This window comes from Frankia sp. CgJB1 (genome assembly GCF_977947065.1).
The window spans coordinates 1-12,556 of record NZ_CDWTNB010000016.1 but is presented as its reverse complement, the minus strand read 5'-3'; the positions used below and the strand labels follow the sequence as shown (position 1 = coordinate 12,556).

7 protein-coding genes are annotated in these 12,556 nt (G+C 71.0%); 1 reads left to right on the top strand and 6 read right to left on the bottom strand.

Translation table 11 applies throughout. From position 1 onward, the window contains the following. Positions 1 to 139: 139 nt before the first annotated feature. From trxB to AC08OT_RS03635, 6 genes are all read right to left on the bottom strand, one after another. The gene (trxB, locus tag AC08OT_RS03660) at positions 140 to 1,186 is read right to left on the bottom strand and encodes a thioredoxin-disulfide reductase (protein WP_476594232.1); all 1,047 of its coding nucleotides are present in this window, start codon (positions 1,184 to 1,186) and stop codon (positions 140 to 142) included. A gap of 219 nt (positions 1,187 to 1,405) precedes the next feature. Further along, positions 1,406 to 2,617: a hypothetical protein gene (locus tag AC08OT_RS03655; RefSeq protein ID WP_476602529.1), complete on the bottom strand. Its 1,212-nt coding sequence runs from the start codon at positions 2,615 to 2,617 to the stop codon at positions 1,406 to 1,408. 6 nt (positions 2,618 to 2,623) lie between these two features. Next, positions 2,624 to 3,034 (bottom strand): sigma factor-like helix-turn-helix DNA-binding protein, encoded by a 411-nt coding sequence (locus tag AC08OT_RS03650; RefSeq protein WP_476593709.1) that lies wholly within the window; start codon positions 3,032 to 3,034, stop codon positions 2,624 to 2,626. A gap of 98 nt (positions 3,035 to 3,132) precedes the next feature. Next, on the bottom strand, positions 3,133 to 5,103 hold the full coding sequence (locus AC08OT_RS03645) for a protein kinase family protein (RefSeq protein ID WP_476593710.1): 1,971 nt from the start codon (positions 5,101 to 5,103) through the stop codon (positions 3,133 to 3,135). 405 nt (positions 5,104 to 5,508) lie between these two features. Continuing rightward, complete coding sequence (gene murJ / locus AC08OT_RS03640) at positions 5,509 to 8,142, bottom strand: murein biosynthesis integral membrane protein MurJ (protein ID WP_476593711.1); 2,634 nt, start codon at positions 8,140 to 8,142, stop codon at positions 5,509 to 5,511. Positions 8,143 to 8,374: 232 nt separating this feature from the next. Next, positions 8,375 to 10,747: a DUF6049 family protein gene (locus AC08OT_RS03635; RefSeq protein ID WP_476602528.1), complete on the bottom strand. Its 2,373-nt coding sequence runs from the start codon at positions 10,745 to 10,747 to the stop codon at positions 8,375 to 8,377. Positions 10,748 to 10,919: 172 nt separating this feature from the next. On the opposite strand from AC08OT_RS03635, the gene AC08OT_RS03630 reads away from it, so the two are divergent. Then, positions 10,920 to 12,410 carry a CCA tRNA nucleotidyltransferase gene (locus AC08OT_RS03630; RefSeq protein WP_476593713.1) on the top strand — a complete coding sequence of 497 codons (1,491 nt, stop codon included), beginning with the start codon at positions 10,920 to 10,922 and terminating at the stop codon, positions 12,408 to 12,410. The last annotated feature ends 146 nt before the right edge of the window (positions 12,411 to 12,556 follow it).

Below are 12,556 nucleotides of genomic sequence, written 5' to 3'. Positions count from 1 at the left end.
CCTGATGGATGATCTCTTAGTGGACGGGAAGGCGATCAACGGGCCGGTGGTGGCCCGCGGACGGCGCCCGACCGGCCTTCGGGCAGCCGGGTCGGGCAGGCCTGATCCAGCGCCGCTCGGTCGGCCGCTCGGCGCTGGATCAGGCAGGTTGCGGCGTCGGGGTCACGACCCGGGGAGCCACGGTGGTCACCTCGCCCGGGCCCTCCCCGGCGGCGATGAAGCGCTCCGCGTCGAGAGCGGCGGCGCAGCCCGTGCCAGCCGCGGTGATGGCCTGGCGGTAGGTGTGGTCGACCACGTCGCCACAGGCGAAGACCCCGTCCAGGTTCGTCTTCGTGGTCGGGTGCGCGACCGAGATGTAGCCGGCGTCGTCGAGGTCGAGCTGACCACGGACGAGTTCGGTACGCGGAAGGTGACCGATCGCGACGAACAGCCCGGTGGCCGGAAGATCCTTCTCCTCACCGGTGACGGTGTCGCGTAGCCGGACGCCGGTGAGCTTGTCCGTGCCCAGGAGCTCGGTGACCTCTGCGTTCCACCGGAACTGGATCTTCTCGTTGGCGAAGGCCCGCTCCTGCATGATTGCGCTGGCCCGGAGTTTGTCCCGCCGGTGGATCACCGTCACCGAGCGGGCGAAGCGGGTCAGGAAGGTCGCCTCCTCCATCGCCGAGTCGCCCCCGCCAACCACCGCGATGTCCTGATCCCGGAAGAAGAAACCGTCGCAGGTCGCACAGGCGGAGACCCCGTGGCCGAGCAACCGCTCCTCGTGTTTGACGCCGAGCATGCGGTAGGCCGAACCGGTGGCGACGATGACCGTGCGGGCGAGGTAGGTCCTGTCCTCGATCTTGACGACCTTCGGGTTCGCCGCGAGGTCGAGCTCGGTGACGTCGTCGGTCACCAGTTCGGCTCCGAACCGCTCCGCCTGCCGCCGCAGGCTCTCCATCAGTTCCGGACCCTGGATGCCGTCCGGAAACCCAGGAAAGTTCTCCACCTCGGTGGTGTTCATGAGCGCTCCGCCGGCCGATACCGCGCCCTCGAACACGAGTGGCCGTAGGTTGGCCCGGGCGGTATAGATAGCGGCCGTGTACCCTGCGGGGCCCGAACCGACAATGACGACATCGCGTATGTCGTCCTCGCCGTCGGGCTGGCTGCTGCGGCCGGTGACATCCTGGCCGTCCTCCTGGGCTGTCACACCCGCTCCTTTCATGCTACGGGATCCCTGTGAGCCGGGTGGGCCCTCGCCGGTACCTGTCGCCCCGGCTTCATCCGAGTTCCTCGTTCATCGGTCCGTCCATGGAGACGGTGCCCGACAGCGACAACCGTTTCCGCGGGCATCTGATTCCATCCGCGCCCGCCACCGGTGCGTGCCACGGCCGGGCTCCCGGCCCCTCTCGATGCGTCAACCCCCACCTCAGTGCCGCAGGGTGGACACGCTGTACCACGGCGCGGTGGAGACGGTGGTGATGCCGCAGCGGGCGTCGACGACCAGCACCCTGGCCACCGCCGGTTGCATGGGCACGGAGAGCACGATCAACAGCGCCGGCTGGTCGTTGTAGACGACGCGGTCGAGGGCGAGGATCGTTCCACCCGTCTGCGCCGCCAGGCTCTGGTAGCACGGGCGCAGGCCAGGGGTGTCCAGCACCGAGCGCAACCGGTCGACGTCCACCGTCGCAGGGGTCGTCGCGCCGCCGGCCGCCGCGGGCGCGGGCGGCGGCACGAGCGGCAGCGCCGCGGACCCCAGGATCCGGCCGGCCAGCAGTTCCCGGCCGTGCCGCACGACGTCCGAGGGAGCGACGCTCGCCTGCGAGACCGCCATCATGATGAGGGGAGCGGAGCTGGCGGAGCCGCGTTCGGCCACCACCGAACCGCCGGCCGGGCCGGAGCTGTCCACGGGGTTGGACGCCGCTACCCTGTGATCGACGTTGGCGCTCCGCAGACCGTGGTATACGAAGATCGCCGCCCCGAAGGTGATGAAGGCGATGCAGACCGCCATGATGGACACCCAGTCCCGTCGGGGGCGCGCACCCGGCGCACCCGGACGGCTCCGCGGATCCCGGCGCCGGGCCGGTTGATGGTCTGTGAGCCCAGCCCCCGCCCCACCTCGGCCGGGCCGCCGCCTTGGCCTGTTGCCACTCGCCGCCCGCCCACCCGTGCCATCCCCTGGATCGGTGTGGACGGCCTCGGTGTGGACCGCCTCGGTATCCCCCACGAGGGGTTCCGTGCCGGTGGCCCCGGCGGCTCCCGTGGTGCCGGCGAAGCCGGAGCTCGCGGGCCCCGGACCGGTCGGCGCGGCCGGGTTCCGGCCCGGTCCCGGCCGAGAGGGAGCAGGTGCGTAGGCCGCCAGCGCAGCCTGGAGGCGTTCGGCCACCTCGCCGGGCATCGTCAGGGCCGCCAAGCGGGAGAGGTCCGTACGGACCCTGCGGAGGGCGACCATCGACTCCTGGCATGAGACGCAGCCCTCGATATGCTCGCGGACGGAGCGGGGGAGCGGCTCTCCGTCCGCGAAGGCGTCCAGCAGCTCGGCGTCCGGGTGATGCACGTGCGCGCGCAAGCGGCGACCCGCCGGGAAGGGATCGGAGGGAGCCGCCGGTCGGCGTCGGTCACCCGCAGGCTCAGTCGCCATTGCTGATCACCTCCTTCGGCAGATCCGGATGGCGTCGGCCGCGCCCGCGGGGCCGCGGCGGATGGGCCGACCTCCGGTAACGGGCTGCTGCCCCGGTGAGCCCGCCGCATCCTGGTGTCTTCCTTCTGAGACGGCGGGCGAAGCCGCCGGGTTCCCTGACCGGGGGGGACCCATCAGGACGGCGAGCTGCGCGCGACCGCGCGAACGCCGGCTTTTCACCGTCCCGACCGGAACTCCCAGCAGCCCCGCCGCCTCGGCGACGGGTTGTCCTGCCACGTCCACCAGCACCACGGCGGTCCGCAACCCGGGCGTCAGCCAGCCCAGCGCCTCCTCGACGTCCAGGTGCAGGTCATGCTCGGCGACGCACCCGCGGGGATTGACCGGATCACGAATCTGGCCTTTCGGGGTAGTCGTCATGGGCACCGTCGGGCGGGCGGTACGGCGGCGCAGCCCAGCTCGGCGTCGGGGCGGCCACCAGGACTTCGGCGGGTGGACCGACTCTCACCGTCCTCCCGTCAGGACCGGAACGTGATCTCCGCGATCGACCCGCGGTACTGCCCGGCGTTCGACGGCAGCGAGGTCAGCCACAGCACCCAGTACTGCGAGGGGTTCACGTCCGACGACATCGGCAGGACCACCGTGCCGCTGGCGCCCGACTTCTGGGCGACCACGCGGTCGAAGCCGTCGAGCGACTCCGACAGCCTGTCGCCGCTGCGCAGCTCGAACGACACCGGACCCAGGCTGCCGACCGTCACGGTGGCCGAGGTGGGCAGGATCTTTTGCGGAAACGCCATGCGCAGCCCGACACCCGGCTTGAGGTTGCCGAACGTCGAGCTAGTGTAGTTGCTCGTCGTCCACTCCGTCGACGTGTTCCCGTCGAACGCCTTGCCGACATCCGCCGGTTTCTCGGTCTTGGGTTCACCCGAAGGTGCGAGCGGGTCGAAGGAGTCCGTGCTGCTTGGCTTGAGGATGGTTCCGGTGGGGGTCGCTGGCACCGTGGTCGGGGTGCCGGAGTTGGCAGCGTTATTCTTTTCGCCGTTGCCACGCAGGGTGATTACGGCGACCACCGCGATTGCGACGACCACCACCAGAGCGATCCACGGCACGGCCCGCCCCAGCGACGGCCCGCCACGGCGCCTCGGGCCGGAACCAGGCGGGTAGCGGTCGGATCCCGCCGGGTAACCGCCACCTCCGGCTGGATAGCTGCGGTCGTCGTACCCGCTGCGGCCGTAGCCGGTCCCGTCGCCGCGGGACCCGTGGGGGCCTTCCACCCGGGTGTCGTACCGGGCGTCCCGGCCGGGGCCCGGGTAGCCGGCGGTGTCGGCATAGCGGCCCTGCGCCGGGTAATCCCCCGGCGCGAGGTAGTCCGAGGATGCGAAGGCGTCCACGTCCATCGCCTCGGTGCTGGGCGGGGCGTCACCGAGGCTCATCAACCCGGTGTCGAGCACGGCGTCCACCGGGTTGATCGACTTCAGCTCTTCGACCAGGTCGGCCGCCGTGGTGATGGGCGCCCCGACCCGATCGTCGCCGAGGGTGGCCATGGTGATGGCGTCGAGATCACGCGGAACTGACGAGGCGACCTGTCGGGGAGTCCGCAGCCGGCCGCCCGAGGTGGGTGCGGTGGGCAGACCGCGGTCCCCGCCGAGGGGCCAGTAACCGGTGAGCCCGGCATACAGCAGGCCACCGAGCGCCCGGACGTCGGCCGCGGCGATCAGGTCGGGATTCACCGCCGTGGCGTCGGGGCCGCAGCCTGCGCGGTCGGCCGTGCCTGGGCCGGAACCGTCGTCCCCGCCGATCCCACTCTGGTCGGGCTGGTTACCGTGCCCGTCGAGCTCCGTCGCGGGGAGGGAACCGTCGAGTTCCGCGAGCACCCCGCCGATCTCCAGGTCAATGACCTTGACGGTGCCGTGGCTGGAGACGATGACGTCACCGGGGTTCAGGTCACCGTGATGGATGCCGCGCTCGTGTGCCGCGGCGATGACTCGGGCCGCGGCGAGCACCACGGCGCCGGCCTGCTCCGGGCGTAGCGGCCCGTCGGTGGAAAGCTGACGCAGCGTCTTGCCGTCCACCCATTCCGAGACGACGTAGGAGATGCGTCGGGACTCGGCCGTGGTAGTGGTGGCGTCGTAGGTCGAGGCGGCGCCGGGATGCACCAGCCGACCGGAGTTGATCGCTGCGGTGAGAAGCCGGCGGGCCGCCTGCTCCTGCTCCGGATCCGTGGCCGGCCCGCCGCCGCCCGCGGACGCGGGGCCGTGCTCGACGATGCGTACTGCCACCGGTCGGGCGAGCACCTTGTCGTCGCCTCGCCAGAGGGTGACGGGCCCACGGGTCGTCAACGCGGAGAGCAGACGGTAGCGGCGGTCGAGCACGGACTCGGCGAGGATGGCGGTGCCGGAGTGCGGCGTCGCACCCCGGACTCCGGGCGCGTTCGGGTTCACGTCGTTATCGACGTCCCCGGCCTGCGGTCGGTTGCTTCCGTCGACCACAGCGCCTCCGTCGTCCACGGGCCCGGCGTCCACAATCCGCCGTCGGGCTTCCCTACCTCACCCGGGCAGGGGTTCCGCCCAGCGTGCCGCCACCGTAGGCGGACACCCCGGGTACCCTCCGTCGCTCTGACCAGCCGCCTCGATGAACGAAGCGACGAGCGGGAGGCTGCGCCTGGTTTACCGGCGACGTTGGGTGGGGCCCGCGCACAGCGTGTCCAGTGTACGAGGAGGTCAGAAGGATCTCGCGAATGTCTTGGGACAACCCGCCCATGTGTACCGACTGTGACGATCGGCGAGCCGATTCTTTCGGTGACGTGCGAGGATGCCCCGGGAGTAACGACGACAAGGATCTTTCTGGTGCCGGCGGGATCGTCTTGGCTGGCCCCTAGGCGCCATCACTGCCGGTCAGCCGCGTTGCGATGATCGCCCCGGCCGTCGGGACAGCCGGCCGCCGAGTCGTCCGTTCACCTCCGCCAGCAGGGCGTTGATCTCGTGTATCCCCATCCGGGTGGCGACCGCGAGGAAGAGCCCGCCTCCCACGGCCGCGGCGAGCACCACCGCGACCCCGGAACCAAGCCACCCCTCACCCACGACCGCGCGGGCACCTCGGGCGAGCAGCGACGCGAGGACGGCGCCGATCCCGGCCGTGATCGCGACCCGGGTGATGACCTGCACGGTGCGATTGCCATCGATTCCCCCGAGCCGCCGGTGCAACAGGGTGCTCGTCGCCGCGAGGCCCATCAGGTAGGCGGTGGCGAAGGAGAGCGCCAGCGCGACGGCCCGGTGCTCCTCGGGCACGACCACGGTGAGGACCAGGGCACCGATGACGTTCACCGCCACGACCCCGATGTTGACCAGTGCCGGGGTGCGACTGTCCTGGTAGGCGTAGAACACCCGTAGCTGTACCTGGAACAGGGAGAACGGCACGAGGGCCAGGGCGAAGGCGCTGAGGGTATCGCCGATGTCCATAGCGTCGCCGTAGCCGGTCGCGCCGTGATGGAATACGGCGACGGCGATCGGCCGGCCCAGGGCGAGGATGAACAGGGCGGCGGGCACGATCGCGGTGATCGTGACCCGGGTCGCCATCGAGATGTCGGCCCGCACCAGGTCCCTGCGCCCCTGGGCGGCGTGCCCGCTCATCCTCGGCAACAGTGCGGTGATGACCGAGACGCCGATGATGGCGTACGGGAGCTGGAAGATCTGGTATCCGTACGTGTAGATCGTGTAGGCGGTCGTCGCCGTCGACAGGTTGACGATCACCAGGTAGCCGGCCTGGCTGATCACGACGAACAGCAGCGTCCACCCCGCCAGCCGAGCCGTCGAGCGCAGTTCGGGATGCCGCATGTCCAACCGCGGCCGGTAGCGGAAACCGACCTTGCGCAGCGAGGGGAGCAGCGCGAGGGTCATGACGACGACGCCCAGCGTCGTCCCGGCGGAGAGCACCGTCACCTGGGTGTCGGTGATGGCCTTCGGCCCGTCCACACCCGGCGGGCGCGGACCCGCGATGAAATAGGTGAAGCTCAGACAGGTGACGATGACCAGCAGGTTGTTCAGGATCGGGGCGAACATGGGCGCGGTGAACGACTGTCTGACGTTGAGGATCGCCCCGATCGTCGCGCCTACCCCGTAGAAGATGATCTGCGGCAGGAACCACCGCAGCATCGTGGCGGCGAGCGCCCGCTCGTCGGAGCCGGCGTGCAGGTAGAGGCTGATGATCCACGGGGCGATCAGCATACCCACTGCCACGACGACCCCGAGGCCGAGGATCATGAGTGTGAGCAGCGACGACGCGAACGCGTCCCCCCCGTCGGGATCCTCCTTCGCGGTGCGGACCATGACCGGCACCACGACGCTCGTGAGGACGCCGCCGAGGAGCAGGTCGTAGAGGATGTTCGGCGTGGTGTTGGCGACGTTGTAGGCCTGGCTCACCGCACCGGTCCCGATCGCCGCAGCGATCGCGACGGTCCGCAGGAATCCGGATGCCCGGGAGACGATCGTGCCGATCGCCATGGTTCCACTGGCCCGGCCGAGGCCGGGCCCGGCCTTCGCCGGCCCGCCGGCCTGCCTGGTTGCGCTGCCGTGCTGTGCCGTTGCGCTGCCGTGCTGTGCCGTGCCGGTGTTTCGTCGGGCCGGTTCGGGGGGGATGCGGCGGACGTTGCTGCGAGGAAGTGCCACCGTCGGCTTGGACTCGCTCAAGGACGGACGACGGCGATCGTCGCCGTCCCGACGGGAACGGTCGGCTCGGGTGCGTCGCTCCGGACGCGCTGCACGGTCTGGGCGGTCTGGGCGGTCTGGGGTGTCCCGCCATGAGGATCGTCCGATGGGGATGACGGGGCCGACCCCGGGCGGGGTCGGCAGCCGGCTCGTCCGCCCGTCGTCCAGCGGCGGGGTGCTGCGTTGCGATCGTTCCGGTACGCGGGGCCCCGGCGGCGGACCTCCTTCCGACGGAGGCAGCACATGGGGAGGCGGCGGTGGTGGGCCCGATGTGGCGGGAAGCTTCCGGGTCTGCTCGCCGGCGGTCATGCGCGGAGCGTCGGGACCGGGGATGCGGCCTGCGGATCGCGGATACCGCTTGTCGCGGGGGCTCGCGGGATCGTCGTGGCGCGGGTCCGGGTGGCGCGGGCCGCCGTCATAGCGCGCGTCGTCGTACCGCGGGTCGCCCTGCCGCCGGTCTTCATGGCGCGGCGTGTCGAACCGTGGCGCGCCACGGCGTCCGTCCGGGTCAACCGGATGGTTCCGCTTCGGACGGTCCCGTTCGGAGTACCGGGGCCGGCGCGCGAGTCCCCGGTCCGGATCTGGCTGCTCCGGACGGATCTGCCCGGGATAACCGGGATACGACTGGTCCGGGGGGAACCGGGCCGGGCGTTCGGCCGCCGGGTAGCCGTCCTCGTCGGAATACCCGACGTCGGAATACCCGGCGTCGCGTGGGTCCCGGTCCGACGGTCCATCGCCGGGACCGGTACCGCGATCACGCCGGGGGCCGGTACCACCCCTGCGATGCCGGGCCCCCGGCCGGCCTTCCTCCTCGACCGGCGTCATGGGCCGCTCCGTCGCCGTCGGAAGGGAGCTGTGGCCGCCGAGTCGTCGGTGTCCTCCTGGCTGTCGAGGCCGTGGCGAAGGGTGCCTCGGTCCTGGCCTTCATAGCGCCGGATGGCCGTCCGCACCACCGGCGTCGTCGTAGTCGAGGTGGCGGCTTCGCGCTTGTCGTCGCCACTATGCCGGGTCGGGACCGAGGCGGCCGGGGTGACCGGATCGACCTGGTTCACCGGGCTCACTGGGTCCACCGGGTCCACCGGGTAGAGCGGGGCAGCCGGGTGGAGCGGGCCCGCCGGTCCGGTCGCCGCCTCGTGCGGGCCCGCAGCCGTCGCGCCAGGCGGATGACGACCGCCAGGAGCAGCACGCCGACGGCACCGATGGTGATCGCGGTCGCGACGGCGCCGTAGACGGTGGATCGGACGAGAACCCGGTTCGGTGGCTCCGTGGACAGCGCCTGCCCGTCGAGGTTGAGTTTGCGGATCTCGAGGGGAAACGTCCCCGCACCCTCGGCCTCCATCTCGATCTCGACCTGAGCCTTCTGCCCTGGGGGAAGGCGGAGTGTCTGCCGGGCCGGCGAGCGCAGCCGGGACCGGTCGGTCGAAGAGAAGGCGAGCACCACAGTGACCTCGTACTGGGTGTTGTTCTCCAGGGTGATCGGGACCAGCCCACGTCTGCTCGTCAGGTTGACGCTGCGGGAGGCCACCACCTGGATTCCGTTGCGGCTCGCGGACGCCTCCCCGTCCACCTGCTGGCTCAACGACACACCGTCAACCCTGCGGTCTCCCCGCCACGCGGCGGAGGTCGCCGTGACAAGTGTGTTCTTCATCGGGTTGATGAGCTGCAGCTGGCACCTGGGGCCGCGCCTGGGCGGGCACAGCACGGGGCTCAGGGCCTGCACCTCGTCAAGGACGTCCTCGACGGCGGTGAGGTAGTCGGTCGGCAGCTCGCGGGCCTGTGCCTCGGCCGGGTAGGCAAGCCGGCCCGGCCGGTCGTCCGGCCGGCTCTGGCCCCCGACACCTGCGTCGAGTCCCACCGAGGTGGAGTAGCCGCTGGTGAGGGTGTCGAGTACCGACCGTGCCCAGTCGCTCGGCGGGTCCCAGTCCCGGGGCAGCGCCAGGACCTGGAACCGTTGCTCGGGCCGTTCGGCGGTGATCATGCCGAGCTCGGCCCGCAGGCGTGCCAGGGCCGTCCCGAAGCCGGGACCGTCGGGCAGCCCGGTGTAGGCGGTTGCGATCCTGGTGAGCTGGCTGTCGGCCGCGAGCGCCTGGATCGGTCCGGCCGAGGTGGCGAGGCTGACGGTCGCCGACGGGGTATAGGTGATCTTCGCTGCGGAGGATAGCAGCTGGTCATCGAGGATCACGGTCCCGACCTCCAGCTGGCGCAGTATGTCCACGGTGGTGGCGTCCGCCGACCCGTCGGCGGGATAGGCGATGGTGCCCTTCTGCAGGGGGTCACGCCCCAACAGGTGGGCCAGCACAACTTCGCCAGTCTTGACGGCGTACTTCACCGTGTCCAGCTTCCGGGCGCGGACGAGCGCGGTCAGATCGGCATCTCCGTAGGGCAGTGCGAACACCACGCCTCCCTGCTCGGCGAAGCGCACGATGTCGGAGAGGAGAAGGGCCGCGTTGGCGTCCGTCTGCGCATGAACGGGCCCGCCCGGGGTGGCGTAGTCGTAGCCGCCCGGCTGCGCCATGATGGTCAGCGCCTGCACCAGGGTCGGATCGACGGCGAGCGTGACCGGCGGCGTGGCGGCGGTCAGCAGCCGGGACAGCCGGCCGCCCGGCTTCACCTCGTCCGCGAGCGCGTTGTCGGTCAGCCGGCCGTCCGAGCGCAGGCGCGGCTGATCTGCGATCGGCAGGACCGCGGCGACCGGTGTCCTCGGCTGCTGTGGGTTCGGCGCCCAGACCAGGAAGGTGTAGGCCGCGCCGATCGGTGCCACGGCGCGGCCCCCGACGGAGCCGGTAATCCGTAGCTGGACCGGGTACACCCCCAGGCTCGGCGGCAGGTCCAGCGCGGCGCGATCGGCGGCGATCCGGAAGAGCACGGGCGCGGCACCCTGGATGGGCGGGGCGGCCAGCGGTTGGGTGCCGTCGCCGTTCGCGAGGACCACCTGGCGGTAGCTGCGTGTTCTCGCCGCGGCCGGGTCATCGGTCAGAGTGGCCAGCTGCCCGCGTGAGGTCACCCTGGCGCCGATCCACAGGCTCATGGAGAGGTGGGCCAGCGGCTCCCCGACCGTGGTGATGAGCTGGCCGCTGACGGAGAGCATGGTCGAGCCCCCCGGGGTGGGGGGACTCACCTCATCCAGATCGATCGTCACCGGATTCGGCGGACCGCCGGGTCTGGCTGCCGTGCCACCCGGAGTGATAGATAGCGAATTATCTGATTTGTCGGTGGATGAAGATGTGGAAGACCGTGGTGTTTTTGTGGATGAATCGTGGTGGGTAACCGGTTCGACGAGGACTCCCCCAGCCGGCGCGGGGGTCGAAGCCGAGGCCGAGGCCGAAGCCGCGCAGACCCCGGGCACGGCCACGGCGAACAGGGCTAGCGCCGCGAGTATCGCCGCCCGGCGCAACGGCGCGCGACCGGTGGTGGAGATCGGCGGCGGCATGGATTGATCGTACGAGTCCCCCGGCGACCAGCCGGCCCGCCTGTCCGGGACGCCGGGGTTACGGCTTGATTCCGCTGGGCCCTTCCCGGGCGGACGCCGAGAAATCATGATCATTGTTTTGGGTCCACGTAACGGATCATGGGCGGTGAGGCCGTAACCTGAAGGTGTGTCAGTGATCAGTCTGGACAATCCGCGAGACTCGGCCGAACGGGTGGTGAGTGAGTTGCTGAGGGTGCCGCCGGCCGCCGATGAGCTCGGTTGCGTCTTCACCGCGAACGGTTACCTCCTTCACCTGGTCGGTGGTTCGGTACGGGACGCCCTGCTCGGCCGGCCGGCGTCCGCCGTGTCCGGGGCCGCACCAGCCGATCTCGACTTCGCCACGGATGCTCGCCCCGAGCGGGTTCTGGAGATCACCCGAGGATGGGCGGAGGCGACCTGGGAGGCCGGAATCGCCTTCGGCACGGTCGGGCTCGCTCGGCACGGTGTCCGGTTCGAGATCACCACCTACCGTAGTGAGGTGTACGACCGGCAGTCCCGCAACCCGGCCGTGACCTACGGCGACAGCCTGGAGGCGGACCTGTCCCGGCGGGACTTCACCGTGAATGCGATGGCGGTGTCCGTGCCCGGCCATGACTTCGTCGACCTGTTCGGCGGGATGACAGATCTCGCCCGCGGCGTGCTGCGTACCCCCGCAAGCCCCGAGGCGTCGTTCGACGACGACCCGCTGCGCATCCTGCGGGCCGCCAGGTTCGAGGCGGCCCTGGGCCTCACCCCGGTACCCGAGCTGGTCGCGGCGATGCGCTCGCGGGCCGATCGGCTCGCGATCGTCTCCCCCGAGCGGGTCCGCGACGAACTGCGCAAGCTCATGCTGGCTCCCGACCCGGTCGCCGGTCTGGAGCGGCTGGTCGAGGTCGGGATCGCCGACATCGTGCTGCCTGAGGTGTCCGCCATGCGGATGGAGATCGACGAGCACCACCAGCACAAGGACGTCTACGCCCACACCATGACGGTGCTGCGTCAGGCGATGATCTTGGAGGAGCCGGGGGAGCCGGACGAGGTGCTGCGCTGGGCCGCGCTGCTGCATGACATCGGCAAGCCGCGAACCCGTCGGCACATGGCGGGCGGGCGGGTGTCCTTCCACCACCATGAGGTCGTCGGCCGGGACATGACCCGCCGTCGGCTCGCGGCGCTGCACTTCCCCAAGGACGTGACCGACGCGGTCTGCCGGCTCGTCTACCTGCACCTGCGCTTCCACGGATACGGGGCGGGCGAGTGGACCGACGCCGCCGTACGCCGCTACGTGCACGACGCGGGTCCCCAGCTCTCCCGGCTACACAAGCTGGTCCGCTCGGATTGCACGACCCGCAACCGGCGCAAGGCCGCGGCGTTGTCCCGGACGTACGACTCGCTCGAGGAACGGATCGCCGAGCTCGCCGCGCGCGAGGAGATCGCCGCGATCCGGCCGGAGCTTTCCGGGGACGACATCATGGCGCTGCTGGGGCTGTCACCGTCCCGGTTGGTGGGTCAGGCCCGGTCGCACATGCTGGAGTTCCGCTTCGAGCACGGGATCGTCGGCCGGGAGGCCGCCGAGGCCGAGCTGTTCCGGTGGGCCCGGGAGCACGAGGTGCCCGTTCCCGGTGAGCTCACGCCTCGGCGGGGGTGACCGGCCTGGGCTGGCCGTCCGGGCCAGGGTGGTCGGCCGACCGTGCCGATCTGGGCTCGCCGATGTGACGGATGATCCGGTCTTCCGGATGGCGGCGGGCGGCCCGGTAGTACAGGATCCCGGCGAGCGCGTAGCCGGCCCCGGCC